The organism is Duffyella sp. Ts4, from assembly GCF_051851875.1.
Lineage (GTDB): Bacteria > Pseudomonadota > Gammaproteobacteria > Enterobacterales > Enterobacteriaceae > Duffyella > Duffyella gerundensis.
In genome coordinates this window covers 173,263-199,980 of the sequence record NZ_JBLYPN010000006.1, presented here as the reverse complement: position 1 = coordinate 199,980, position 26,718 = coordinate 173,263, and the positions used below count along the sequence as shown (strand labels likewise).

Below are 26,718 nucleotides of genomic sequence, written 5' to 3'. Positions count from 1 at the left end.
CGCCCCGGTAATACTAAAGGTTGTCGCCCTGCAGCAGGCGATCCTGCGGCGCGTTCGCCCGCTGGCGGTGCGTCAGCAGGAAATAACCGTAACCCACCAGCATAAAGCCGACAAAAACCGCCCCAATCAGCGCATTAAACCAGAGCATCGCCAGCAGGCAAATCACCGCCAGGCCCAGCGCAATGGCGGGTACAATCGGATAGCCTGGCGCCCGAAAGCTGCGAGGCAGATCGGGCGCGATGCGGCGCAGACGAAACAGCGACAGCATGCTCATGATGTACATCACAATGGCACCAAACACTGCCATGGTGATCATCGCGGCGGTCAGGCTCATGCCCTGCAAATTAATCCAGCCGTCGCTGAAAATCGCGGCGATGCCAATCACGCCACCGGCGATAATCGCCCGGTGCGGCGTCTGAAAACGCGACAGTTTTGCCAGCGCTGGCGGCAGATAACCGGCGCGCGCCAAAGCAAAAAACTGCCGTGAATAGCCAAGAATGATGCCGTGAAAGCTGGCGATCAGGCCAAACAGTCCGATCCAGACCAGCATGTGCATCCAGTTAGAGTGCGGGCCGACGATCATTTTCATCGCCTGCGGCAGCGGATCGTTAATGTCCGACAGGCTGCGCCAGTCGCCCGCGCCGCCCGCCAGCAGCATCACGCCAATCGCCAGCACCACCAGCGTCAGAATGCCGCTGATATAGGCTTTGGGGATGGTACGCGTCGGATCTTTGGCTTCTTCGGCGGCCATCGCCGCGCCTTCAATGGCGAGGAAAAACCAGATGGCAAAAGGAATGGCGGCGAAGATGCCGGACACCGCGGGCAAACCAAAGCTGTCGCTGCCTGCCCAACCGTGCGCGGCAAAGTTGGCCAGACTAAAGCCCGGCGAGACCACGCCCATAAACACCAGCAGTTCCAGCACGGCCAGCACGGTGACTACCAGCTCAAACATCGCCGCCAGCTTGACGCCAAGAATGTTCAACGTCATGAAAATCACGTAGGCGCCTACCGCCGCATATTTTGGATTCAGCGCCGGATACTGCACGTTGAGATAGGCGCCAATCGCCATGGCGATTGCCGGTGGGGCGAAGACAAACTCAATCAGCGTGGCGAGGCCAGCGATCAATCCCCCGGTTTCGCCAAAGGCCCGGCGGCTGTAGGCAAAAGGACCGCCCGCATGGGGAATGGCGGTGGTCAGCTCGGTAAAGCTAAAAATAAAACAGGTGTACATAGTGGCAATCAGCAGCGTGGTGACCAGAAAACCGAGCGTACCGGCCACGCCCCAGCCATAGCTCCAGCCAAAATATTCGCCTGAAATCACCAGGCCAACCGCAATGCCCCACAAATGCAGGGTGCCTAACGTCGGTTTTAGCGTCGTTGTCATTATCATTTCCCCGTTCAGATGGTTGTTCCGGTGCTGTTGCGCGCCCGGTCTGTTAGTGGCCTTACATTGATAATGCCGCTGCTGGCGGGCTGAAACTTGACGTCGGCGGGGTGAGTTGTGCGCTGTGATGTCAACTTGTCAGCATCTTGCGTGGCCGCTGTCGTCTGTGGTCAACAAAGGCTCGTCTGCGGTCAAGCGGCGAGACCCGACGTTATCCCATGCTGATAGCACTTTCGTTATGTCAGGAGCGCGAATCATGGCCAAACAATATGACACCCTGAGCAACGCCGAGCTGCTGCAGCTGGCCCATCAGGCGCTGGCTCTCTATCCTGCGGCGCTGCAGGGCGAGCTAAGCCTGCTTTGCCGTTCTGAGAACGCCACCTTTTTGCTGCGCGCGGCGGGAAAACGCTATGCGCTGCGTCTGCACCGCGCGGATTATCATCTAAAAGCGGCAATCGAGAGCGAGCTGCGCTGGCTGGAAGCGTTACGCGAAACCGGCATTGTGGTGCCGCAGGCGGTGCTGAGCGAGGCGGGCGAGGCGGTACAAACCCTGGCGCTGGCGCAGGGCGGCGTGCGTTATGCGGTACTGTTTCACTGGCTTGACGGCGAGATGCCGACCACCGAGGTCGATCCGCGTGCTTTTCAGCAGCTCGGCCGCATCACCGCGCAGCTGCACCGGCACAGCAAAAGCTGGCAACAGCCTGCCGGTTTTCAGCGCATTATCTGGGATCACGCCAGCATGGTAGGCGAGCAGGGCCACTGGGGACGCTGGCAGGATGCGCCTGGCCTGAAGGCGCAGGATCACGCCGTGGTGGCCGCAGCGATTACGCAGGCCGGGCAGGATCTCGCCGCCTTTGGCAAAGATCGCGATCGCTATGGCCTGATCCACGCCGATCTGCGGCTGACCAATCTGCTGCTGCATAAAGGCGAAACCCGGGTTATCGATTTTGACGACTGCGGTTTTGGCTGGTATCTGCACGATCTGGCCGCCGCGATCAGCTTTGTTGAGCATCATCCGCGTGCCGCAGAATGGGTGGATAACTGGATTCGGGGTTACGAAGTGGTGGCGCACATCAGCGACGCCGAGCTGGCGCTGCTGCCGACACTGTTAATACAGCGCCGTATTCAACTGCTGGCATGGACCGGCTCGCATGCGGAAACCGAAATGGCCATCAGCCTCGGTCCTGACTGGGCCGATCATTCGGTGCGTCTCTGTCGCCGTTATCTGGAGAGTGCCGCGCTGCCTGTCGGTGCCTGATGCACCATCAGCGGGCAGGTTCTCGTCCGCGGCGGCGGCCAGCGCCATTAAACTGGCCTCATCCGGGCTGGTATGAATCTTGCAAAAATCAGCGTCATGTTTTCGCTGCGTGAGGTAAGGCGACTATGCAGACTCTGATGATCGGCCAGCCGGGAGGATTTTCCGTCGGCATGGAGAGCAATCGCGGCGTGCTGGCCGCCGCCGCCAGTGGCTTGAGCGAGTTTATTACCGATAAAGGCGGCGACGTCGATCGCATCTTTGGCCTCAGCGGCATTGATGCTGAAATGCTGGCGCGGCCGACGCTGAGCCTCGGGCTGGTGAATTATTGTCGCGTGCTGGAAGAGGCGGCGCGCCATTCCGGTTTTGATAACTTTGGCCTGCATTATGGTCGGCAGTTTAAGCCGCAGTCGCTGGGGCTGATTGGCTATATCGGCCTCTGCTCGGCGACGCTGGAGCAGGCGCTGCACAACGTGGTCAACGCCTTTCCCTGGCATCAGCACGACACGCTGACCCGGCTGGTCGATAAAGGCGACTGCTGGCGGCTGGATTATCAGGTGCGTCACGGTGCGATTTTATGCCGCCGCCAGGATGCTGAGCTGACGCTGGGCATGTTTCTGAACCTGATCCGTCACGTGGCGGGCAAGCACTGGGCGCCGCGTGAGGTGCATTTTGAACATCCGCGTCCGCAGCAGTGGCACGATCACAGCAAGGCGTTTGATGCGCCGGTCTGGTTCGATCAGCCCTGCAATTCTCTGGTGATCGCTAAACGCGATTTGGCACGAGCGATGCCGGAAAGCGATCCGCTGTTGCTGATGGTGATGCAGGATGCGATTCGGCGGCTCAACGGCGAGGCGCCGCCGCAAAATATCGTTGAGCAGGCGCGCTCGCAGGTCAATCTATCGCTGATGCAGGGTGAGCCAGTGCTGGAAGAGGTGGCAGAAAAGCTGGGCTTATCAAGCTGGTCGCTGCAACGACGGCTGCGCGAGGAGAGCATCAGCTTCACCGCGCTGGTGGACAACGTGCGCTGTGAAATGGCGACGCACTATCTGCAAAACCGGCAGCTGAGCATTTCTGAGATGGCGCTGCTGCTCGGCTATTCCGAGGTCAGCGCCTTCTCACGGGCGTTTCGCCGCTGGTTTGGCATCAGTCCGCGGCAGTGGCGGCAGGATGAGCTGGCGGTGTAGTCGCACGCAGCGGCTTGAAGTTCAGCTGAAATGTCTCGGGTGCCTGGGTTGGCGGCAATGGCCAGCTTTTTACGCTGCCGATGGTGTGCCAGGCTTTCAGGCAGAGCGCCTCATCGCCTTCGGTGCGCAGCACGTTGAGTTTCCCCTGCGCATTACGCGCAACGCTGACCACGCACTGCTGCCCGACGTAACGATCGTAGCCGACAAAGTTGCGCTGAATGTTCGCATTGACCTCAGCCAGCCAGCGGCACTGCTCAGTGGACACGCCGGACGCACAGGGCGCTGCCGTCGTCGACGGCGTACTGGCGCAGCCCGCCAGCCAGAATGCGCCTGCCAGCGCGATAACCTGAATTTTCACTACGTCACTCCTTATTGATCAGGTCCACAGGCTACCCAAAAGCCGCCGCCGCCGAAAGCGCGATTACACTGAAAATAGCCGATCCAACTTGCTGTAACCGAGCCCGTTCATTTTCCGCACCCGAATCTGTACCGGAATACGTTCCTTCATCGCCTCCACATGGCTGATCACGCCGATGGTTTTGCCGCTGGCGTTGAGCGCATCCAGCGCGTCAAGCGCCACATCGAGCGTGTCGCTGTCGAGCGTGCCAAATCCCTCATCGAGAAACAGCGATTCGATACGCGTCTTGTGGCTGACCAGATCGGAGAGCGCCAGCGCCAGCGCGAGGCTCACCAGGAAGCTTTCGCCGCCGGAGAGGGTACGCGTATCGCGCGCGCTGTCTGCCTGCCAGGTATCAATCACCTGCAGCTCCAGCGCCTCTTCCGATTTACGCTGCAACAGATAGCGGCCATGCAGCCGATCAAGCTGGCGATTAGCGAGCCAGACCAGATGATCCAGCGTCAGCCCCTGCGCGAATTTACGAAACTTATCGCCGCTACCGGAGCCGACCAGCTCGTTAAGCAGACCCCAGTTAAGCAGCGACTGCTCTTCGTCGGCAATCTGAGCCAGCAGCGCCGATTGCTGTTCACGCAGCTTGCTATCGCTCTCCAGCTGCTGACGCGCCTGACCCTGCTGCTGTGCATTCTCTCGCGCCAGCTGGCGCAGTTGGGCCAGCTTTTCGGTCAGCTCAGCCAGCGGCAGGCTGAGCGCGGGCTGCTTTTGCTGATGGGCGGCGAGGGCAGACTGCGCCCGATCGGCCAGCACGCTGGCGCGCTGCAATGCCTGTTCCGCCTGTTGCTGCGCCGCGCGTAACGTCGCGGCCTTGCTGGCTTCCAGCAACGCTGCCTGGAATGCGGTTTCATCGTTAAAACCCTGTTCAGCCAGCGACTGACGGAACGCGGCGCCGGTGGTTTCGGCGCGCTGTTGCAGTGTCGTGCGCTGGGCAGAAAGCGAACGCTGTTCGCCATCAAGAATATTAAGCTGATTTTGCGCCTGCTGGCTCTGCTGCGTGGCGGCATTTAACGCCTGTTCGGCCTGCGTTAGCGCCTGTTGCGCCTGCTGACGCGCATCATCGACGCGCCGATCGCCAAGCAGCTGCTGGCGCTGCTGCTGCAGGCTCGCCCGCTGTTGCTGCAGCGATGTCAGCTCCTGCTGCGACTGTTGCAGCTGCGCCTCCTGCTGCTGCAGCTGTTGCGTTAACAGTGCCAGCTGCTGTTGTCGTTCAGCCAGTCGTTGGCCCAACTCGGTAAGTGTGCGCTCACTTTCCTGCCACTGTTGCCACTCCTGCTGGCGTGCCTGAAGCCAGTCGTTGCGCTGGTCAACGGCGGGCGATGCCAGCGGCGCCAGCGAAGCGTGGAAAGCCTCTGCCAGCACGGCGCAGTGCTGCTGCGCTTTTTCCTGCTGTTGGTGAGCCTGTTCAGCGCTGCGCGTCAGGTTGTCCAGCTGCTGAATGAGCAACTGCTGCTGCTGTTGCTGCTGCTGGCACTGCTGCTGCACCTGCCAGTAGTGCTCTTTCGCCTGCTGGACGCGCGTGCTGGCTTGCTGGAGTGTCAGCTGCTGCTGCGCCAGTTGCGCCTCTTCTGCATCCTGTTGCGCCAGCCAGGCGTCGATCTCCGCCTGCTGTTCTGGTGCGATGCTCAGCGCCAGTAATTCGTTTAGCTGCTGCCACTGATGCAGGCACTGCTCGTGCTCCTGCGTCAGCTCAAGCTGCTCGCGCGTCAGCTGTTGCTGCTGCATCTGCACGCCTTCCCGCAGCGCTTTTCTGGCACTGCCTTCTTCGCCCAACTGCTTCACTTCCTGTTCCAGCTGCTGCAATCGCAGCTGGCTTTCAGTGAGGGTTAAGGTCTGATAAGCCTCAATCGCCGGATGTTCACAGGCGCCGCAGAGCGGGCAGGGCGCGCCAGACGTTAGTTGGGCCCGATAACCGGCGAGATCGGCAATCTGCTTTTCCAGCTCGCAGCGCTCACGCAGATCTTTTAGATGCTGATGTTTTTCTGCCCAGCGCTGACGCAGCAGCGCGAGTTGTTGTTCATGTTCCTGCTGCTGTTGCTGAAGCTGTTGCTGGCTGTTCTGCTGTTTCTGCTGGCGCGTTGTCAGCTGTCTCAGCTGCGGTGCCAGCAGGGCCAGCCGTTGCCGGGCCGGGCGTTGTTGCATCAGCCGCTCGCTGCTGGCCTGAAGCTGCTCTGGCGCATACTGCTGGTGCAGCACCGCCAGCGCGCGCTCCGCCTCGGCTGCCTGCTGTTCGGCGATCTGCTGCTGGCTGAGCAGCGGCGCCATCGTTTGCTGCAAGGCATCAAGCTGCTGCTTGTGCTGTTGTCGATCGCGCTGCTGCTGGTTCAGCGCGGCGGTAAGTTCTGCCTGTTGCTGTTCCGCCTGCTGCAGCTGACGAAGCTGTTCACGCCAGGCGGGCAGCGCTTCACCCCAACGCGCCAGATGCGGATGCGCCTCGCGCCACTGCTGTTGCCGCTGTTGCTGCGTCAGTAAATCCTGAAGGGTCTGCTGCTGCTCACGCTGAGCACGCTGCTGGGTTGCCACGCCAGCGGCATGATCGTCGCAGATGGTGCGTAACTGCGCGATCTGCTGATCGATGCGTTCTCGTTGGCTGTCCAGCGGAATCACCTGCTCAGTGAGATGCTGAACCGCTAACTGAGCGTCATACTGCTGCTGACGCTGCGCCGCCGCCAGCGCCAGCGCCTGTTGCCGTTGCTGCTGTTCCGCTTGTTGCTGTGTCATGCGCTGCTGCAATTGGCTTAGCTGCTGTTCAAGCTGCTGCAGATCCTCGTTGACCTGCTGGCGCTGTTGCCACACCGTGCGCAATGCTTCGGCCGGTGCGGCACGTGCCAGACGTTCGCGCTCGGGCGCCAGCTGTTGCCACTGCTGCTGCGTCTGCTGCTGTTGCTGACTGGCAGCGTCGGCATCCTGCGCCAGCTGCTGCTGCTGTTCATGCCAGCGCTGCGCCTGACTGAGCTGCTCAATCTGTTGATTAAGCTGCTGTTCCTGTTCGCCCAGCACATCCAGCTGCTGTTGCAGATTAGCCACGCTGGCGCTATCCAGCAGCGCCATCGCCGAGGCGCGCGTGCGTAATGATTCCAGCGCCAGCCGTGCGCTTTTATGCCGTTCAAACACCGCTATCGACAGCTGACCATAGATTTCCGTGCCGGTCAGCTCCTCCAGCAGCTCGGCGCGTTCGCCCGCTTTAGCATTCAGAAAGGCGGCAAACTGACCCTGCGACAGCATCATCGATTTGGTGAAGCGAGCAAAATCGAGGCCAGAGAGCGTTTCGATCATCTTCAGCTTGTCGTTGACCTTATCGGCCACGATGACATTGTCATCGCAGCGCGCCAGCTCGACGCGCGGCGCCTGCAGCTTGCCATCCACCGCGCCGCGCGCGCGGTTCTGACTCCAGAAGGCGCGCCAGGCGACGCCTTTGACTTCAAATTCCACTTCGGCGAGACATTCGGCGGTATCACGGGTAATCAGTTCATTCTGCGTCTGCGACAGCGGGCCAAGGCGCGGCGTTTGATGATAAAGCGCCAGGCAGATGGCATCCAGCAGGGTGGTTTTGCCCGCGCCGGTGGGGCCGGTAATGGCAAACAGGCCGTTGCTGGCAAACGGCTCGGCGCTGAAATCGATCTTCCATTCGCCGCGCAGTGAGTTGAGGTTTTTGAAGCGCAGGGTCAATATTTTCATGCGGACGTCTCATCATCATTCAGGCCATCAAGCGTTTGCGCAAACAGCTGGCGCAGCGTGGTTTGCTGCTGCTCAGAGAGCGACTCCTGCGCCAGCCGCCGGGCAAAGACCTCATCGGGCTGCAGCTCGCTCAGGGTTTCGTTGAGATGGCTGGCAAAATGACGCTCGCGCTGTTCGCGGCTGCGGCGAATCAACAGCACTTCAACCGGCAGATCGGCGGTGAGCTGTTCAATGTGACGCTGCACATCATTGAGGTATTCCAGCGTGGCGATTTCAATATCCAGCCACACCGGTTGCGGATAGTCACCGTGACGGAACGGTGTCAGCTGCTGCTCGATCTCCGCCAGCGAGCCTTTCAGAATCTGCATGGGCTGAAACACCGGCACCACCAGCGTCTCGATCTCATTAAGCCGATCGCCGCTGAATTCCAGCAGAAAAACGCTTTTTTCACTGCCGCACTCATCGAAACTCAACGGGATGGGCGAGCCGCTGTAACGGATGGTCTCGCTGCCGCCGATGCGCTGCGCCCGATGAATATGGCCGAGTGCAATGTAATCGGCGGGTGGAAACGCCTGCGCCGGAAAGGCGTCCAGTGTGCCGATATAGATGTCGCGCACCGCATCACTTTTGGTCACGCCGACGGTGGTCAGATGGCCGGTGGCCACGATCGGCAGACGATCGCCACGGCGATCGCGTTCGGTCAGCGCCTGCTGATAGCAGCGCTGATAGTGCTCGCCGATCGCTTCCAGCAGGCTCTGCTGTTTTTCACGGCCGGACTGCCCGGCGCGGCTGCGCAGAATGTCACGCGGCCGCAAAAAGGGAATGGCACAGAGCAGCGCGCCCGGCTGACCCTGGCGATCCTTCAGCAGCAGCACCTGATCGGCAGGATCGTCGCTGGCAGCGGCGATCACCCGGGTATTCAGGCAGGCGAGCAGTTCGCGCGACTCATTCAGGGTGGCAACGGAATCGTGATTGCCACCCAGCACCACCAACTCACAGCCGGTGGCCTGCAACTGCACCACAAAGCGATTGTAGAGTTCGCGGGCGTAGCTCGGCGGCGAGCCGGTATCAAAAATGTCGCCCGCCACCACAATGGTATCCACCTGATGCTGCTCGACACACGCCAGCAGCCAGCTAAAAAAAGCCTGATGCTCCGGTGCGCGGCTTTTGGTGTAGAAAAACTGACCCAAATGCCAGTCGGAGGTGTGAATGATGCGCATGCTGATTCCCGGGCAATGAAAAGACGCCGCCGATTATACCGACTGAAAATAAAAAGGGGCGAAGGAAAGCGGTAACAGAAGTGTTAAAAACCGTGCGGCACCCCCGTGCTTTTTTCATAAATCTGTCATAAAACTGACGCATAATGACGCCGCAAATCCCAGTGACCCGGGTCACATTCGCAGGAGCAATAATGGCTAAGCGTATTTTGGTTGTCGAAGATGAAGCCCCCATTCGTGAAATGTTGTGTTTTGTGCTGGAGCAGAACGACTACCAACCAATAGAAGCAGAAGATTACGACAGCGCGATCAATATGCTGATTGAACCCTGGCCGGACCTGATCCTGCTTGACTGGATGCTGCCAGGCGGCAGCGGCATTCAGTTCATTAAACACCTGAAGCGTGAAGCGATGACCCGGGATATTCCGGTGATGATGCTGACCGCGCGCGGTGAAGAGGAAGATCGGGTACGTGGCCTGGAAGTCGGCGCCGACGATTACATCACCAAGCCTTTTTCGCCAAAAGAGCTGATGGCGCGTATCAAAGCGGTAATGCGCCGTATTTCACCGATGGCGGTGGAAGAGGTGATTGAAATGCAGGGATTGAGCCTTGATCCTTCATCGCATCGGGTGATGTCAGAAACCACGCCGCTGGAAATGGGCCCTACTGAATACAAACTCTTGCACTTTTTCATGACCCATCCGGAACGGGTTTACAGCCGCGAACAGCTGCTGAATAACGTCTGGGGCACCAACGTCTACGTGGAAGATCGCACCGTGGACGTGCATATTCGGCGTTTGCGTAAGGCGCTGGAACTCTCCGGACACGATCGCATGGTACAAACCGTGCGTGGAACAGGGTATCGTTTCTCCGCCCGCTACTGATCCGGAGTCACACTCGTGCTGGAACGCCTCTCCTGGAAGAGATTATTGCTGGAATTACTGCTGGCGATTCTGCCAGCCGCTATTCTGGGTTTATTGCTGGGCGGTCTGGCCTGGTTTTTATTGTGTGCGGTGCTGGCCGTGCTGTTCTGGCATTTCTGGCAGTTGATGAAGCTCTCGAACTGGCTGTGGGTTGACCGCACCATGACGCCGCCTACCGGACGCGGCAGCTGGGAGCCGCTGTTTTACGGGCTTTATCAGATGCAGTTACGTAACCGCCGCCGCCGCCGCGAGTTGGGCAATCTGATCAAACGCTTTCGCAGCGGAGCCGAGTCGCTGCCCGATGCGCTGGTGTTGACCACCGAAGAGGGCAATATTTTCTGGTGCAACGGCCTTGCGCAACAGCATCTGCGGCTGCGTTGGCCGGAAGATAATGGCCAGAATATCCTCAACCTGCTGCGCTATCCGGAATTCTCCCGCTATATTCGCCAGCGCGATTTTGCGAAACCGCTGACGCTGGTGATGAACAACCAGCGCCACCTCGAATTTCGCGTCATGCCTTACAGCGAAGGCCAGTGGCTGCTGGTGGCGCGCGACGTCACGCAGAAACATCAGCTGGAGGGCGCGCGGCGAAATTTCTTTGCCAACGTCAGTCACGAACTGCGTACGCCGCTTACCGTGCTGCAGGGGTATCTGGAGATGATGAACGATGCCGGCATGGCAGGGCGCTCGCGGGACAAAGCGCTACACACCATGCAGGAACAGACGCGGCGCATGGACAGCCTGGTAAAACAGCTGCTGACGCTGTCGCGTATTGAAGCCGCGCCGGTGGTCGATCTCTCTGAAAAAGTCGATGTGCCGATTATGCTGCGCCTGCTGCAACGCGAGGCGGAAACACTGAGCAGCGGCCGCCATACCATCAGCTTTGATTTTGACAGCGAGCTGAAGGTGTTCGGCAACGATGAGCAGCTGCGCAGCGCCATTTCAAACCTGGTGTACAACGCCGTTAATCATACGCCCGAAGGCACGCATATTCGCGTCAGCTGGCAGCGGGTGCGCGATGGCGTGCGCTTCAGCGTCAGCGATGACGGACCCGGTATCAGCGCAGAGCACCTGCCGCGGCTGACCGAACGTTTTTATCGTGTCGACAAAGCGCGATCGCGGGCAACCGGTGGCAGCGGCCTCGGGCTGGCGATCGTGAAGCATGCGCTCAGCCACCATAACGCCCGACTGGAGATCACCAGCCAGCCGGGTAAAGCCACTACCTTCAGCTTTACCTTGCCACCAGGCTTGATTGTGCAGGCAGATCTGGCTGAAAATGCCGTGCATTAACCCCTTGCAGGCATAACGATGAAAGCGTTGATTTTGGCTCTGCTGCTGCTGACGGGCCCGCTGGCGCAGGCAAAAGAAGGCATGCTGGCCGGCAATTTGAACAGCGTCGGTTCCGATACGCTCGGCTATTTGATGTCGCTGTGGGGCGAGGATTTTAACCGGCTCTATCCTGGCGTTAACGTGCAGGTGCAGGCGGCGGGTTCTTCTACCGCGCCGACCGCGCTGGCGGCCGGTGCCGCGCAGCTCGGCGCCATGAGTCGGCCCATGCAGGCCACGGAACGCCGCCTGTTTGAAGAAAAATATGGCTATCCGCCGCTGGCCATTCCGGTGGCGATGGATGCGCTGGTGGTGATGGTGAATCAGGACAATCCGCTGCAGCAGCTGAGCGTGCAGCAGCTGGATGCGCTGTTTTCCGTCACTCGCCGCTGTGGTGGCACACATGTGCCGCAGCGCTGGGGCGATCTGCTGGCGCAGCCGCAATGGCAGAACCGCACCATTGCCCGCCAGGGCCGCAACTCCGCTTCTGGCACCTGGGGTTTTTTCAAGCAGCAGGCGCTGTGCGACGGCGATTTTCGCAACGACGTGGCGGAATTCCCCGGCTCTGCTGCTGTGGTACAGGCGGTGGCCAGTAACCTTAACGCTATCGGCTATGCCAGCATGGGCTTTCATCTCAGCGGCGTGAAAATCGTGCCGCTGGTGGGTGACGCGGGTACGCCGGTTGCGCCCACCGTGGACGCGATCCGCAGCGGTCGCTATCCCTTTGCTCGCCCGCTCTATCTCTACGTCAATAAAGCACCGGGACATCCGCTTGAGCCGCGTACGCTCGCCTTCGTCAATTATGTGCTCTCGGCGCAAGGACAGGCGATGATTCCACGCACCGGCTATCTGCCGCTTTCCACTGAGCAGGTGGTACAGGCGCAACGGCTGTTCACCGCACCCTGACGGCCAACGTGAATTAATTTCATGCGACATGAATTTTCCTCTATTGCGCCGCTGCGTGCAGCATGTCAATCTGCCTCCAGACATATAGCCATCCAGATGGCTGTAAATAACAGTTGGTCACTATTTCCTGCCGCAATCACCGGCAGGAAGGATTCTCTTTCAGGAGCCCGTTCATGAGCCAGTTCACCGCCCCTTTCCGTGCCGATACCGTTGGCAGCTTTCTGCGTCCACAGGCGATTAAACAGGCGCGCACGCAGTTTGCCGCTGGCGACATTGATGCCGCTACGCTGCGTCAGATTGAAGATGAACAGATTCTCGACGTGGTGAACAAGCAGCGAGCCAACGGCCTGCAGGTAGTCACTGACGGTGAGTTTCGTCGTGCCTGGTGGCACTTTGACTTTTTTGCCGGGCTGGACGGCGTGGAGCTCTATGAAGCCGATCAGGGCATTCAGTTCAACGGCGTGCAGACCAAAGCCCACGGCGTGCGCGTTACCGGCAAGCTCGGCTTCAGTCAGCACCCGATGCTGGAAGATTTCCGCTATCTGAAAAGCATCGCCGGTGATGCAGTGCCAAAGATGACCATTCCCAGCCCAAGCGTGCTGCACTTCCGCGGCGGTCGTAAAACCATTGATGCCGACGTCTATCCGAATATGGATGACTATTTTGACGATCTGGCGCTGACCTGGCGCACGGCCATCGCCGCCTTTTACGAGGCAGGCTGCCGTTATTTGCAGCTCGATGACACCGTATGGGCCTATCTCTGTTCGGAAGATCAAAAGCGCCAAATCCGCGAGCGTGGCGACGATCCGCAAGAGCTGGCACGTATTTATGCCCGCGTGTTGAACAAGGCAATCGAAGGCAAACCGGACGATTTGATCATCGGTTTGCACGTCTGCCGCGGCAACTTCCGCTCAACCTGGATCTCCGAAGGCGGCTATGAGCCGGTGGCTGAGATTCTGTTCGGCAGCGTTAATATTGATGCTTTTTACCTGGAATATGACAATGAACGCGCTGGCGGCTTTGAACCGCTGCGCTTTATTAAGCCAGGCAAACAGCAGGTGGTACTGGGCTTAATCACCACCAAACAGGGCGAACTGGAAGACCCGGCGGTGGTGAAAGCGCGCCTGGCCGAAGCGGCGCAGTTTGTCGATCTGAGCCAGATCTGCCTCAGTCCGCAGTGTGGTTTTGCCTCAACTGAAGAGGGCAACAGCCTGACGGAAGCGCAGCAGTGGGCGAAAATTCGTCTGGTGGTCGATATCGCGCAACAAGTGTGGTGATGGCGTAAAGTTGTGCAGACAGGCGCGTAAACCGCGCCTTCTGTGCAACTGAATCGCTTCATATGACCGATATGCCCAACGGCTGTGTAAATAAACTACACATCATGTAATGCTTCTATTGAATAGTTTAAACGATTTCGCTAACTTTCTGCTCGCCCGCGCTATATCACTCTGCTTTTCCGATCCTGTATTGCCTTTCCCCGCTATAAACGATTTACTTGGCGCCGTTGTCCGCATATTGCACTGTGTAAATAACAGATCTGCTCGCTATTTCTGCGTTTAAAGCTCCGCATTATTTTGCCGCTTTTTCCCTGAAGGATGCTGCACGAAAACATCCACAGGCTGGACAACCCAAACATCACTCATCGCAACAACAGTACGGGCCGTCTATGAAACATCGTTTAACTTCCAGGGATATCCTCGCGCTGGGCTTTATGACCTTTGCCCTGTTCGTCGGCGCGGGCAATATTATCTTTCCTCCGGTTGTCGGCATGCAGTCAGGCGATCACGTCTGGGTAGCCGCTATCGGCTTTTTGATCACCGCGGTTGGGCTACCGGTGCTGACGGTCATCGCGCTGGCGCGCGTCGGCGGCGGCATTGACGCGCTCAGTTCGCCGATTGGTAAAGCGGCAGGCCTGCTGTTGGCCACCGTCTGCTACCTGGCGGTGGGCCCACTGTTCGCCACGCCACGTACCGCGACCGTCTCTTTTGCCGTCGGCATCGCGCCGCTGACCGGCGACGGCACCATGCCGCTGTTTGTCTACAGCCTGATCTATTTTGCGCTGGTGATCGCCATTTCGCTCTATCCGGGCAAACTGCTGGATACCGTGGGCCACTACCTGGCCCCGCTGAAAATTGTGGCGCTGACCGTGCTCGGTATCGCCGCGCTGGTTTGGCCAGCAGGCGGTTTAAAATCAGCGGCGGAGAGTTATCAGCACGCGGCGTTTTCCACCGGCTTCGTTAACGGCTATCTGACCATGGATACGCTGGGCGCGCTGGTGTTCGGCATCGTGATTGTCAATGCTGCCCGTTCGCGTGGTGTTGAGGACAGCAAGCTGCTGACCCGTTACACCATTATGGCTGGCCTGATTGCGGGCGTCGGCTTAACGCTGGTGTACCTGAGCCTGTTCCAGCTCGGTTCCGGCATCGGTTCGCTGGTGAAACCGGATGCTAATGGCGCCGAAATCCTGCATGCCTATGTGCAACAGACCTTCGGCAACTACGGCTCGATTTTCCTTGCCGCGCTGATTTTTGTCGCCTGTATGGTGACGGCGATTGGCCTGACCTGCGCCTGTGCTGAGTTCTTTGCGCAATATTTGCCCTTATCTTACAAAACCCTGGTAATTATCCTTGGCCTCTTCTCGATGCTGGTGTCTAATCTCGGCCTGAGCCATTTAATCCAGATTTCTATCCCGGTTCTGACCGCAATATATCCGCCGTGCATCGTGCTCGTCGTGCTGAGTTTTACCCTTAGCTGGTGGAATAAAAGTGCACGCATCGTGGCACCGGCTATGCTGGTAAGCCTGCTGTTTGGCATCGTTGATGCCATTAAAACCACCAGCTTTTCCGGCATGCTGCCAGACGTCATGACGCATTTGCCGCTGGCGGAGCAGGGGCTTTCCTGGCTGCCACCGTCACTGGTGATGCTGCTGATTGCGGCAGTGATCGACCGGGTTTTGGGTCGTCAGCAGGTTACTGCGCACCAGTAACCGGCAGTACGGTTTTACGGACCACGGGCTTGCCCGTGGTTTTTTCATTTACAGGTAACAGGTTGTTATGCAAGAGACCAATACGCTCAAACGCGGACTGAGCACGCGCCACATTCGCTTTATGGCGCTGGGATCGGCCATCGGCACCGGGTTGTTTTACGGTTCCGCCGATGCGATAAAAATGGCCGGGCCGAGCGTGCTGCTTGCCTATATTATCGGCGGCGCCATCGCTTACATCATCATGCGGGCGCTGGGCGAAATGTCGGTCAATAATCCGCAGGCCAGTTCGTTTTCACGCTACGCGCAGGAATACCTCGGCCCGATCGCCGGATATATCACCGGCTGGACCTACTGCTTCGAGATCCTTATCGTGGCGATTGCCGACGTTACGGCATTCGGTATTTATATGGGCGTCTGGTTTCCTGACGTGCCGCACTGGATTTGGGTGCTCAGCGTGGTGCTGATCATCGGCGGCATAAACTTGCTGAGCGTGAAGGTGTTTGGCGAGGTGGAGTTCTGGTTCTCGTTCTTCAAAGTGGCCACCATCATCATCATGATTTTGGCCGGTTTCGGCATCATTATCTGGGGCATCGGCAACGGTGGCCAGCCGACCGGTATCCATAACCTGTGGAGCAACGGCGGCTTCTTTGCGCACGGTATCGTCGGCATGCTGCTGTCGCTGCAAATGGTGATGTTCGCCTACGGCGGCATTGAAATTATCGGTATTACCGCTGGCGAAGCGGACGATCCAGCCACCTCGATTCCACGCGCCATTAATTCGGTGCCGATGCGTATCCTGGTGTTTTATGTCGGCACGCTGTTTGTGATTATGTCTATTTATCCGTGGAATCAGGTAGGCACCGCAGGCAGTCCGTTTGTACTGACCTTCCAGCATCTCGGTATTGCCGCTGCGGCTTCACTGCTGAATTTTGTGGTGATTACCGCCTCATTGTCCGCGGTGAACAGTGATGTGTTTGGCGTCGGCCGCATGCTGCACGGCATGGCGGAGCAGGGGCACGCACCGAAAGTGTTTATGAAGGTCTCAAATCGCGGCATTCCGTGGGTCACGGTAGTAGTGATGATGATCGCCATGCTGGCGGCGGTTTACCTGAACTATCTGATGCCGGAAAGCGTATTCCTGGTCATCGCCTCGCTGGCAACCTTTGCCACGGTGTGGGTCTGGATCATGATTCTCTGCTCACAGATCGCCTTTCGCCGTAAGATTGGCCCGGAAGCGGCGAAGAAGCTGCAGTTTGCGCTGCCGGGTGGCAGCTATACCGCCGGTTTCGCGGTGATTTTCCTGCTGTTTATCATCGGGCTGATTGGCTATTTCCCCGATACGCGCGTGTCGCTCTATGTTGGCGCCGTGTGGATTGTACTGCTGCTGGCGGGATACAAGCTGGTACGTCGTCAGTCGTAATACGCTGACGGGGCGCAATGCCCCGTCGTCGTAGCGTTAAGCGGTTTCTCGTGATTAATCGTATTCCACCTGCGTGGTCGCGCTGTTATCCACAGCGGCACGCAGGTGCGTCATCATCGTGCTGTATGGGCAAAGCATGCCCGGTTCACGCTTCTCACATCCCTCTGGTGAAAACTCCTGTTCTAACGGTGGCTGCTGCGCGTTAAGCGGCGTCAGATTGCGCAGCTGATCCAGCGACTGTGCCTGAAAATAGATGCGCAGAAAGCGATCGCCACTACGCGTATCGCGCCAGCGTTCAAACACCAGACGGCTGGCGGGCGGAATATTGCCGCGCGGATAGTTGCCCAGCTGCCAGTGAAAACCGAGCAGGGTGCGCAGATAGGCGATATTGCTGTCATGGCCGACCAGCACCAGCCAGCGGGTGGCGGGCGGGGCGTTAGCGGTGGCTTCCGACTGTAGCGCTTTGCTAACCTGATCGAGCAACACTGCACCGCGACGCTGCGCGATGTAAGGCACATCGTTGGTAAGATCGTAGTTTATGGTCAGCAGCGGCAGCAGGGCCGCGACGTCGTCGGCGCTGCGCACATGGCCGAACGCCACCTCCGACAGCGGATTGTGGTTGCTCCAGGCCAGCCGAATGCTTTCCGCCATGTCGGCCATATCGCGCAGCCCACGAATGCTGGCACGACCGTCACCGCCTGGCTCAATTTGCCAGCGCTGGGCAAACGTCGGGCAGGGTTTGCCAGGCTGACAAACCGCCTGTTGCAAACGGGCGATATCAGCACGTAATCGATGTTGCAGCGTATTGAGATCGCCGCCGGCGGCCTGCAGGGTCGCGCGATGCACTTTGTGCGGGTCGAGCACGGCGGCGGGCAGATGCTCACTCTGGAACAGCGGATCGTAGCCGCTGGCGACATGCACCGGCACCTTGCAGCCGGGGAAGGCGCCTTCAGCCAGCGCCTCGGCGGTAGCGCGGGTGCGCTGCAAGGGGCTGGCGCGAATATACACCGCATCAGCATCGGGGCAGCCATCAGCCAGCATCCCGGACTCGCGCGCACTTTCTCCGGCATAGCGGCCGTGATTAACGGCCGCCTGATAGCCGTGCGCGGTAAGTTCACCTGCGGCGGTCTGCCACGCTGGCCAGCGGCGATCGCTGCCCGCCTCCATTGCTTTCTGATTACCCACCGTCGGTGGCCGCACGCTGTGACGGTCGATTTCGACCACTTTTTCCAGCTGCCACGACGACGCCGCCGCGGCAGCATTGATTACCAGCATGCTGGCCAGTGACAGAATCCCTGTTTTACGCATTTCTGACTCCTGCAATTTACTGCCGCGTAGTGTGAACCAGAACGGCAGCTATTGCAGTGTTCAATCCTCCTGGATTGAACAGTTCAGCCCAGGCGCGTTACGCCGTGGCGCTGCCGTCGCGTAATCCACTGGCCATCATGCGCATATCGTTGCCGGTTGGCGCCTGATGAACACGCAGACCAAAGGCGGGCAGAACGGCAAAAATATGGTCGAAAATATCCGCCTGAATCCCTTCATATTCGGTCCACGCCGTGGTGTTGGTAAAGGCGTAGATTTCCACCGGTAAACCATCTGCACCCGGCGCCAGCTGGCGTACCATTAACGTCATCTCCTGATGAATCTGCGGATGTGCGTTAAGCCAGGCTTCCAGCCAGACACGGAAGGTGCCGACATTGGTCAGGCGACGGCCATTTAACGGTGAAGCGAGATCGTAGCCCAGCTGTGCATTGTACTGGCTGACTTCCTGCGTTTTCTGTTCGATGTACGGCACCAGAATGTGCGCGCGTTTCAGCTCGCTCATGTCCTGGTCGGTGAGGAAGCGAATGCTGGTGGTATCGATATGCACACTGCGCTTGATGCGCCGCCCGCCCGATTCAGCCATGCCGCGCCAGTTTTTGAAGGAGTCGGAAATCAATGCATAGGTGGGAATAGTGGTGATGGTTTTATCCCAGTTTTGCACCTTCACGGTAGTCAGATTGATGTCGATAACGTCGCCATCTGCGCCATATTTTGGCATCTCCAGCCAGTCGCCAATCTTGAGCATATTGTTGGCAGAGAGTTGAATACCGGCCACCAGGCCGAGAATAGGATCTTTGAAAACCAGCATCAGCACCGCGGTCATGGCACCGAGACCGGTGATCAATACCAGCGGAGATTTGCCGATCAGCACGGAGACGATCATGATGATCATCAGGATCGCCGCGATCAGCTTCAGGCTCTGAAAGATGCCGCGCAACGGCAGTTGCTGGGCAATGACGCTGTTAGCGGAAAGCGTCAACAGTACGTCCAGCAGCGAGAAGAACACCAGCAGGGCGAAAATCATCATCCAGATTTGTGAGAAAACGATCAGCGCGTTGTGGACCTGAATGCTGTCATAGAGGAAAAGCTCGGTTTGTAACTTTAGCAAAATGCCCTGCACCAGCAGCGCGATGCGGCTGAACAACTTGCACTGCATCAATGATTTTGCCCACTGATAACGGCCCGCTTCGGCGCGGCGGCGCAGGAATGGCAGTACGCTGCGGTGCAGAATGCTGTTGACCAGCAGCGAGATCAGTAAAATAACCGCCAGCACCGCGGCCAGCGCAATGGGTTCGGCGTAGGGGATGGAAAACGCATCCAGCCAGTAGTGAATATAAGAAAGCATAAGTTCCCTGATAAATGTGCGAAAGCAATAAAGGCGGCAAGTCTACCCGCCCCGATGGGCGGATCGACAACAGACCGGTCTGGTTTTCTCAGTTATCAGGGCGATGCAGTTACAGCGTTTTTTGTTGCGCGTCGATCATCATGCGGGGATAAAACTGCCAGAAAAGGCGTTCAAGCAGGGCGTAGTTATCAACGAAGTCGTCATAAGAATCGCGCAGTGCCGCCAGCTTTGGCCGGCGGTTGGCCATGCCGTTCAGCACCGGTTGCAGATAGGCGGCATCGGCATAGCGTTCCATCCAGCGCTCACGCCAGAGAATGTGATTGAGCTGCTGAAAACCTTCGGGCGTACCGGCCAGCTGCGGCATAACTTCCGCTTCCGCCTGGGATAAAAAGTCGCGCAGACTCTGGGTTGGGCTGATCTGCTGCCAGTGGCGAGCGAGAAAATGGTCCCAGATGACGTCTAAGGTGATCGGCGCGACGCGCCGGGTCAGCGCCCGGAAATGGCTGCGCGCTTCACGCACTTCAGCCAGTGAATCCGTGCGGGCATCGATGCGTCGGTGCAGCGCAATGCCCTCGGCAATAGCATCGGGCCACTGAGGCACTGGGTTGCCGCGAATGTAATCTGCCATCAGATTGCCCAGTAGGGCGCTGTCGGCAAGACGAGCCAGATGCAGATGGGCGAGAAAGTTCATAGTGTTGGCGCGATCTCCTGTCAGGAATGGTTCAGAATGTTGAGCTTTTCCGCTAGACTATGCCGCCTGTTTCACACCAGTAAAGAAATAATCTATGCGCGTCGCTGATTTCGCTTTTGACCTACCTGATTCTCTTATCGCCCGCTATCCGCAAACCGAGCGTAGCGGCTGCCGTTTGCTGTCGCTGGATGGGCCGAGCGGTGAGCTGACGCACGGTCGTTTTACCGACGTGCTGGATAAGCTTAATCGTGGCGACCTGCTGGTTTTTAACAATACGCGGGTGATTCCGGCGCGCGTATTTGGCCGCAAGGCGAGCGGCGGTAAAATTGAAGTGCTGGTTGAACGCATGCTGGATGACAAACGTGTATTGGCCCATGTGCGCGCTTCCAAAGCGCCGAAGCCGGGCGCGGCGTTGCTGCTGGGCGAAGATGAGAGCGTGAAGGCCACCATGGTCGCGCGCCACGATGCGCTATTTGAGATCGTTTTTGAAGACGATCGCGCGGTGCTGGATATTCTGAATGCGGTAGGGCACATGCCGCTGCCGCCTTACATCGATCGCCCGGACGAAGCCTCCGATCGTGAGCTTTACCAAACGGTATACAGCGAGCGCCCTGGCGCCGTTGCCGCCCCGACCGCTGGCCTGCATTTTGATGAGCCGCTGCTGGCGGCACTGCGCGAAAAAGGCGTAGAGATGGCGTTTGTTACGCTGCACGTTGGCGCTGGGACTTTTCAGCCGGTACGCGTGGATACTATTGAAGAGCACATCATGCATGCCGAATATGCCGAAGTGCCGCAGGAGGTTGTGGATGCGGTGCTGGCCTGTAAGGCGCGCGGTAACAAGGTTGTCGCGGTAGGTACCACTTCGGTGCGCTCGCTGGAAAGCGCGGCACAAGCCAGTGAACAGGCGCTAATTGCCCCGTTCTTTGATGACACCAAAATTTTCATCTATCCGGGCTATCGCTATCAGGTGATCGACGCGCTGATTACCAATTTCCACCTGCCGGAATCGACGCTGATCATGCTGGTTTCTGCCTTCGCCGGTTATCGTCATACCATGCACGCCTATCAACAGGCGGTGGCCGAAGCCTATCGCTTCTTCAGCTACGGCGATGCGATGTATATCACCATGAATCCTCAGGCGATCGACGAAAAGGTCGGCGACTGATTCTCCCGGCAGGGCGTTTCCTGCCGATATCAACATTTACATCAGACTGTTTCTCTGGTGGAGGTAACGTGAAGTTTGAACTGGATACTACAGACGGGCGCGCACGCCGTGGCCGCCTGATTTTTGATCGTGGCGTAGTCGAAACCCCTGCGTTTATGCCGGTCGGCACTTACGGCACGGTGAAAGGCATGACGCCGGAAGAAGTGCTGGAAACCGGCGCGCAAATTATTCTCGGTAACACGTTCCATCTCTGGCTGCGTCCCGGGCAGGAAGTGATGAAGCTGCACGGCGATCTGCACGATTTTATGCAGTGGAAAGGGCCGATTCTCACCGACTCCGGCGGCTTCCAGGTATTTAGCCTGGGCGATATCCGTAAAATCACCGAAGCGGGCGTGCATTTCCGCAATCCGATTAATGGCGATCAGATTTTCCTCGACCCGGAAAAGTCGATGGAAATTCAGCACGATCTCGGCTCTGACATCGTGATGATTTTTGATGAATGTACGCCGTATCCGGCCGACTGGGATTATGCCAAACGGTCGATGGAGATGTCGTTACGCTGGGCGCAGCGCAGTCGCGATCGCTTTGATTCCCTTGGAAATAAAAATGCGCTGTTCGGCATTATTCAGGGCAGTGTTTACGAAGATTTACGAGATGTCTCGGTTAAAGGGCTGGTAGAGATCGGCTTTGATGGGTACGCTGTGGGCGGCCTGGCGGTCGGTGAGCCAAAAGAGGATATGCACCGCATTCTGGAGCACGTTTGTCCGCAGATTCCCGCAGACAAACCGCGCTATCTGATGGGCGTCGGCAAACCGGAAGATCTGGTAGAAGGCGTGCGCCGTGGCGTCGATATGTTTGACTGTGTCATGCCAACCCGTAATGCGCGCAATGGCCATCTTTTTGTCACCGATGGCGTGGTGAAAATCCGCAATGCGAAGCATAAAGCTGATACCTCCCCGCTGGATGCGGAGTGTGATTGCTACACCTGTCGCAATTACAGCCGTGCCTACTTGCATCATCTCGACCGCTGTAACGAAATACTGGGCGCGCGTCTGAACACTATTCACAACCTGCGTTATTACCAGCGTTTGATGGCTGGTTTACGTCAGGCTATTGAAGAAGGTAAATTAGAGCGCTTCGTGACCGAGTTCTACGAGCGGACGGGCAAAGCAGTTCCGCCTTTAAACGTCTGATAATTAATCAATGAGGGAAATTTAATGAGCTTTTTCATTTCTGACGCCGTGGCTGCAGCAGGCGCTCCGTCACAGGGAAGTCCTTATTCTCTGGTAATCATGCTGGTTGTCTTTGGTCTGATCTTCTATTTCATGATTCTGCGCCCGCAGCAAAAGCGTGCGAAAGAGCACAAGAAGCTGATGGATTCCATCTCCAAAGGTGACGAAGTGCTGACCACCGGCGGCCTGGTGGGTCGCGTGACCAAAGTTGCTGAAACCGGTTACGTTGCGATTGCCCTGAATGACACCACCGAAGTGGTTGTGAAACGTGATTTCGTGGCTGCCGTCCTGCCGAAAGGTACGATGAAAGCGCTTTAATTCTTTGTTTTCCCATAGGGAACTGCCGTGTTAAACCGTTATCCTTTGTGGAAGTACATCATGCTGATCGTCGTGCTCGTGGTCGGTCTGCTGTATGCGCTTCCCAACCTCTATGGTGAGGATCCGGCTGTTCAGGTCACTGGCGCGCGTGGAAGCGCCGCCAGTGAGCAAACGCTGGTTCAGATCCAGAACGCATTAAAACAGGACAATATTCAGAGCCGATCGCTGGCGCTGGAAAATGGTGCCATTCTGGCCCGCTTTGCCGACACGGATGTGCAGTTACGCGCCCGTGAGGCGATGACTAAGGTACTTGGCGACGACTATGTTGTGGCACTCAATCTTGCGCCGGCCACCCCGCGCTGGCTGAGCATGCTGGCGGCTGAGCCGATGAAGCTCGGTCTCGATCTGCGTGGCGGCGTGCACTTCCTGATGGAAGTGGATATGGACACTGCGCTGGGGAAACTGCAGGAGCAGACCACCGACACGCTGCGCAGCGATCTGCGTGACAAATCCATTCCTTATACCAACGTACGCAAAATTCCTGACTACGGCGTGGAAATACAGTTCCGCAACGCGGCAGCGCGTGACGATGCGGTAACCTGGCTGACATCCCGCCATCGCGATCTGGTGTTCAATAACAGCGGCAGCAATGCACTGCGTGCAGTGATGACCGATGAACGTCTGCGTGAAGCGCGCGAATATGCGGTTCAGCAGAACATCACTATTTTGCGTAACCGTGTGAACCAGCTGGGCGTGGCTGAGCCATTGGTACAGCGTCAGGGTTCCGATCGCATCGTGGTTGAGCTGCCGGGTATTCAGGACACGGCACGGGCAAAAGAGATCCTTGGCGCAACCGCAACGCTGGAGTTCCGCCTGGTGAACACCAATGTGGATGCTACTTCAGCCGCTAATGGCCGCGTGCCTGGCGATTCTGAAGTGAAATCCACCCGTGAAGGCCAGCCGGTTGTCCTTTACAAACGCGTTATCCTGACAGGCGATCACATCACTGATGCGACCTCCAGCATGGATGAGTACAACCAGGCGCAGGTAAACATTTCGCTGGATGGCGCAGGCGGTAACGCCATGTCGACCTTTACCAAAGATAATATTGGTAAGCCGATGGCGACGCTGTTTGTTGAGTACAAAGACAGCGGTAAAAAAGATGCCAATGGCCGTACGATTCTGGCAAAACAGGAAGAAGTGATTAACGTGGCGAACATTCAGTCCCGCCTCGGCAACAGCTTCCGTATTACCGGCATCAACAACGCCAACGAAGCGCGCCAGCTGTCGCTGCTGCTGCGTGCGGGCGCGCTGATTGCGCCGATTCAGATTGTTGAAGAACGCACTATTGGTCCAACCATGGGCCAGCAGAATATCAATCAGGGTCTGCAAGCCTGCCTGTGGGGGCTGATCGCCTCTATCGTGTTTATGGTGGTGTACTACAAAAAGTTCGGTGTGATTGCCACCACGGCGCTGGTGGCAAACTTGGTGCTGATTGTCGGCATTATGTCCCTGTTGCCTGGCGCGACGCTCACCATGCCGGGTATCGCCGGTATTGTGTTAACGCTGGCGGTCGCGGTGGATGCCAACGTACTGATTAACGAACGTATTAAAGAAGAGCTGAAAAACGGTCGCAGCATTCAGCAAGCGATCCATGAAGGCTATAAAGGTGCGTTCTCCAGTATTATTGATGCCAACGTGACCACCCTGATCACGGCGATCATTCTTTATGCTGTGGGCACCGGCTCCATCAAAGGCTTCGCGATCACGACCGCCATTGGCGTTCTGACCTCGATGTTTACGGCGATTGTCGGCACGCGCGCTATCGTTAACCTGTTGTATGGCGGCAAGCGCGTCAACAAGCTGTCAATCTGAGGAGTAACGACGTGTCAGAGCAACACAGTGTTGAACAACTAAACTATGGCCGTAAAGTTCATGACTTTATGCGCTGGGATAAACTGGCCTTTACGCTTTCCGGTCTGTTATTGATCGCTTCGGTGATCGTTATGGGCGTGCGTGGCTTCAACTGGGGGCTCGATTTCACCGGCGGTACCGTCATTGAGATCACGCTCGAACAGCCTGCCAATCTTGATATTCTGCGCGGTGCGCTGGAAAAATCAGGCTTTGCAGAACCGCAGGTGCAGAATTTTGGCAGCAGTCGCGATGTAATGGTGCGTCTGTCGCCGAATGCCGGTAATGCGGGTCAGGAACTGGGCAATAAAGTGGTGACGGTGGTCGATCAGGCCAGCGGTCAGAACGCCACGGTGAAGCGTATTGAGTTTGTTGGCCCGAGCGTGGGTAGCGATCTGGCGCAGGCGGGCGGCATGGCGCTGCTGGCCGCGCTGATCAGTATCCTGATCTACGTGGGCTTCCGCTTTGAGTGGCGTCTGGCGCTGGGTGCCGTACTGGCGCTGGCGCATGACGTCATCATCACCATGGGCATCCTGTCGCTGTTTCATATCGAGATTGACCTCACGATTATCGCCTCGCTAATGTCAGTGATCGGCTACTCGCTAAATGACAGTATTGTGGTATCGGATCGTATTCGTGAGAACTTCCGCAAGATTCGCCGCGGAACGCCTTACGATATTGTTAACGTCTCGCTGACGCAGACGCTGAGCCGTACCATCATGACCTCGGCGACGACGCTGGTGGTGGTATTGATGCTGTTTATCTTTGGTGGTGCGCTGCTGGAAGGCTTCTCACTGACCATGCTGATCGGCGTGTCAATCGGTACGATTTCATCAATTTACGTTGCCTCGGCGCTGGCGCTGAAGCTGGGTATGAAACGTGAACATATGCTGATTCAGAAGGTGGAGAAAGAGGGCGCTGACCAGCCTTCCATTTTACCCTGATAAGATGCAGTGAAAGAGAAAACGGGCTACGCAGGTAGCCCGTTTTTTTATGGTTGTTTTTCGACGCTAGCTGCAGGCGAAGTGACCACAAGATCGTGCACCCGCACATAAATCAGCTGTTGTGGCATGACACCGCTAAGGCGTAATGGCACTTCTGCGTCAGCCTGTGGCATCAGCGAAGAAGGAATGGCGATCTCCTGCGACAGGCTTTCAGCCTGCAAAGGCTTGCCGCTGGCGGCATCGAGCTGTCCCCACTGAATTTTCGCCGTCATGCCAGGTAGCGAGGCGGCGTCGGCGCTACGCAAGTGCAGTATCGCTCGCGTACCGTTGGCCTCCTGTGCGACATGGCTCAGCGACAACCGGATTTTACCGGCGTTGCTTAACAGCTCGACCGGCGTGTTAGCGGCAGGAACCAGCCATGCGCCGCTGGTCGAGTTGAGATTAAGCTGACTTTGCCGTTCAATCGCTGATGCCTGGTTAGTCAACTGTCGCACCTGCTGATTGAGCTTGCCCGCTTCGTTATGCAGTTCAGCCACGGCAGGTTGCGGTGGCGAGCTGCAGGCAGAAAGCGCCAGCATCATGGTCAGTGGAACAAGCGTGCGTTTCATCACCGGCTCGCTTATTGCGGAATACGCAGCGTCTGACCCGGATAAATTTTATCCACGCTGGTCAGCATCGGTTTGTTGGCTTCAAAAATTTTGTTGTACTGGTTGGCATCGCCGTACATCTCTTTCGAAATCGCGCTCAGCGTATCGCCTTTTTTCACCTGATAGAATTTCGCTTCAGGTTCGCTCTGCGCGGTTTTGATCTGATCGTCAACCGCAGTGATGCCTGCCACGTTACCTGCTGCGATCAGGATTTTCTCTTTCAGTTCCTGTGACAGGCCTTCACCGGTAACCACGGCTTTGCCATCTTCCACTTTTACGTTAACGTTTTCAGTGCCAGGTAAGCCGAGCTTGTTGATGTGCTCCTGCAACTTTTTACTCTGATCGTCGCTGCCGTGCACCGCGTCCCAAAGTTTTTCACCCGCTTCTTTTACAAAGTTAAATAATCCCATTTTAAGCTCCTTGGTTGACTGGCGCGTTTGCGCACAGC

22 protein-coding genes are annotated in these 26,718 nt (G+C 57.7%); 13 read left to right on the top strand and 9 right to left on the bottom strand.

Annotated elements, in window-relative coordinates:
- Window positions 1–13: 13 nt before the first annotated feature.
- Window positions 14–1,384 carry an ethanolamine permease gene (gene eat, locus ACJY2L_RS12020; RefSeq protein WP_439212710.1) on the bottom strand — a complete coding sequence of 457 codons (1,371 nt, stop codon included), beginning with the start codon at window positions 1,382–1,384 and terminating at the stop codon, window positions 14–16.
- Window positions 1,385–1,637: 253 nt separating this feature from the next.
- On the opposite strand from eat, the gene ACJY2L_RS12015 reads away from it, so the two are divergent.
- Both ACJY2L_RS12015 and qhpR read left to right on the top strand, forming a co-directional pair.
- Window positions 1,638–2,642, top strand: a complete 1,005-nt coding sequence (locus ACJY2L_RS12015) for a phosphotransferase enzyme family protein (protein WP_439213085.1) — start codon at window positions 1,638–1,640, stop codon at window positions 2,640–2,642.
- A gap of 125 nt (window positions 2,643–2,767) precedes the next feature.
- Window positions 2,768–3,826, top strand: a complete 1,059-nt coding sequence (qhpR, locus tag ACJY2L_RS12010; RefSeq protein ID WP_439212711.1) for an AraC-like transcriptional regulator QhpR — start codon at window positions 2,768–2,770, stop codon at window positions 3,824–3,826.
- Here the strand turns inward: qhpR and ACJY2L_RS12005 are convergent.
- The 3 genes from ACJY2L_RS12005 to sbcD form a co-directional block, all read right to left on the bottom strand.
- Window positions 3,786–4,184: a cell envelope integrity protein TolA gene (locus ACJY2L_RS12005; RefSeq protein ID WP_067428304.1), complete on the bottom strand. Its 399-nt coding sequence runs from the start codon at window positions 4,182–4,184 to the stop codon at window positions 3,786–3,788. The genes qhpR and ACJY2L_RS12005 overlap by 41 nt on opposite strands.
- A gap of 63 nt (window positions 4,185–4,247) precedes the next feature.
- Window positions 4,248–7,913, bottom strand: a complete 3,666-nt coding sequence (locus ACJY2L_RS12000) for an AAA family ATPase (RefSeq protein WP_439212712.1) — start codon at window positions 7,911–7,913, stop codon at window positions 4,248–4,250.
- Window positions 7,910–9,133, bottom strand: a complete 1,224-nt coding sequence (gene sbcD, locus ACJY2L_RS11995) for an exonuclease subunit SbcD (RefSeq protein ID WP_439212713.1) — start codon at window positions 9,131–9,133, stop codon at window positions 7,910–7,912. The genes ACJY2L_RS12000 and sbcD overlap by 4 nt, the downstream gene beginning before the upstream one ends.
- Window positions 9,134–9,324: 191 nt before the next feature.
- On the opposite strand from sbcD, the gene phoB reads away from it, so the two are divergent.
- The 6 genes from phoB to proY all read left to right on the top strand — a co-directional run bounded on the left by phoB (window position 9,325) and on the right by proY (window position 16,691).
- Window positions 9,325–10,014, top strand: coding sequence for a phosphate response regulator transcription factor PhoB (gene phoB, locus ACJY2L_RS11990; RefSeq protein ID WP_067428313.1), 690 nt, complete (start codon window positions 9,325–9,327; stop codon window positions 10,012–10,014).
- Window positions 10,015–10,029: 15 nt separating this feature from the next.
- Window positions 10,030–11,343 (top strand): phosphate regulon sensor histidine kinase PhoR, encoded by a 1,314-nt coding sequence (gene phoR, locus ACJY2L_RS11985; protein WP_067428316.1) that lies wholly within the window; start codon window positions 10,030–10,032, stop codon window positions 11,341–11,343.
- Window positions 11,344–11,361: 18 nt separating this feature from the next.
- A complete protein-coding gene (locus ACJY2L_RS11980) occupies window positions 11,362–12,285 on the top strand; it encodes a PstS family phosphate ABC transporter substrate-binding protein (protein WP_439212714.1) in 924 nt (307 codons plus the stop codon).
- 173 nt (window positions 12,286–12,458) lie between these two features.
- Window positions 12,459–13,562, top strand: a complete 1,104-nt coding sequence (locus ACJY2L_RS11975; RefSeq protein ID WP_439212715.1) for a cobalamin-independent methionine synthase II family protein — start codon at window positions 12,459–12,461, stop codon at window positions 13,560–13,562.
- 389 nt (window positions 13,563–13,951) lie between these two features.
- Window positions 13,952–15,271 carry a branched-chain amino acid transport system II carrier protein gene (gene brnQ / locus ACJY2L_RS11970; protein ID WP_067428323.1) on the top strand — a complete coding sequence of 440 codons (1,320 nt, stop codon included), beginning with the start codon at window positions 13,952–13,954 and terminating at the stop codon, window positions 15,269–15,271.
- A gap of 67 nt (window positions 15,272–15,338) precedes the next feature.
- Window positions 15,339–16,691: a proline-specific permease ProY gene (proY, locus tag ACJY2L_RS11965; protein ID WP_187486218.1), complete on the top strand. Its 1,353-nt coding sequence runs from the start codon at window positions 15,339–15,341 to the stop codon at window positions 16,689–16,691.
- Window positions 16,692–16,745: 54 nt separating this feature from the next.
- Here proY and ACJY2L_RS11960 read toward each other — a convergent pair whose 3' ends face one another.
- The 3 genes from ACJY2L_RS11960 to ACJY2L_RS11950 all read right to left on the bottom strand — a co-directional run bounded on the left by ACJY2L_RS11960 (window position 16,746) and on the right by ACJY2L_RS11950 (window position 20,053).
- Complete coding sequence (locus tag ACJY2L_RS11960) at window positions 16,746–17,999, bottom strand: histidine-type phosphatase (protein ID WP_439212716.1); 1,254 nt, start codon at window positions 17,997–17,999, stop codon at window positions 16,746–16,748.
- A gap of 97 nt (window positions 18,000–18,096) precedes the next feature.
- Window positions 18,097–19,362, bottom strand: coding sequence for a mechanosensitive ion channel family protein (locus tag ACJY2L_RS11955; protein ID WP_439212717.1), 1,266 nt, complete (start codon window positions 19,360–19,362; stop codon window positions 18,097–18,099).
- Between the two features lie 109 nt (window positions 19,363–19,471).
- Window positions 19,472–20,053 (bottom strand): ACP phosphodiesterase, encoded by a 582-nt coding sequence (locus ACJY2L_RS11950; protein ID WP_067428332.1) that lies wholly within the window; start codon window positions 20,051–20,053, stop codon window positions 19,472–19,474.
- A 94-nt stretch (window positions 20,054–20,147) separates the two neighbouring features.
- Here ACJY2L_RS11950 and queA point away from each other — a divergent pair, with 94 nt between their 5' ends.
- From queA to secF, 5 genes are all read left to right on the top strand, one after another.
- A complete protein-coding gene (gene queA, locus ACJY2L_RS11945; RefSeq protein ID WP_067428335.1) occupies window positions 20,148–21,218 on the top strand; it encodes a tRNA preQ1(34) S-adenosylmethionine ribosyltransferase-isomerase QueA in 1,071 nt (356 codons plus the stop codon).
- A gap of 68 nt (window positions 21,219–21,286) precedes the next feature.
- Window positions 21,287–22,411, top strand: a complete 1,125-nt coding sequence (tgt, locus tag ACJY2L_RS11940) for a tRNA guanosine(34) transglycosylase Tgt (RefSeq protein ID WP_187487842.1) — start codon at window positions 21,287–21,289, stop codon at window positions 22,409–22,411.
- A 24-nt stretch (window positions 22,412–22,435) separates the two neighbouring features.
- On the top strand, window positions 22,436–22,768 hold the full coding sequence (gene yajC, locus ACJY2L_RS11935; protein WP_067428341.1) for a preprotein translocase subunit YajC: 333 nt from the start codon (window positions 22,436–22,438) through the stop codon (window positions 22,766–22,768).
- Window positions 22,769–22,795: 27 nt separating this feature from the next.
- The gene (gene secD, locus ACJY2L_RS11930; RefSeq protein WP_439212718.1) at window positions 22,796–24,643 is read left to right on the top strand and encodes a protein translocase subunit SecD; all 1,848 of its coding nucleotides are present in this window, start codon (window positions 22,796–22,798) and stop codon (window positions 24,641–24,643) included.
- A 68-nt stretch (window positions 24,644–24,711) separates the two neighbouring features.
- A complete protein-coding gene (gene secF, locus ACJY2L_RS11925) occupies window positions 24,712–25,623 on the top strand; it encodes a protein translocase subunit SecF (RefSeq protein WP_439213086.1) in 912 nt (303 codons plus the stop codon).
- Window positions 25,624–25,670: 47 nt separating this feature from the next.
- On the opposite strand, the gene ACJY2L_RS11920 is transcribed toward secF, so the two are convergent.
- A complete protein-coding gene (locus ACJY2L_RS11920; RefSeq protein ID WP_439212719.1) occupies window positions 25,671–26,231 on the bottom strand; it encodes a DUF3251 domain-containing protein in 561 nt (186 codons plus the stop codon).
- A gap of 11 nt (window positions 26,232–26,242) precedes the next feature.
- The gene (lysM, locus tag ACJY2L_RS11915) at window positions 26,243–26,680 is read right to left on the bottom strand and encodes a peptidoglycan-binding protein LysM (protein ID WP_439212720.1); all 438 of its coding nucleotides are present in this window, start codon (window positions 26,678–26,680) and stop codon (window positions 26,243–26,245) included.
- Window positions 26,681–26,718 lie beyond the last annotated feature (38 nt).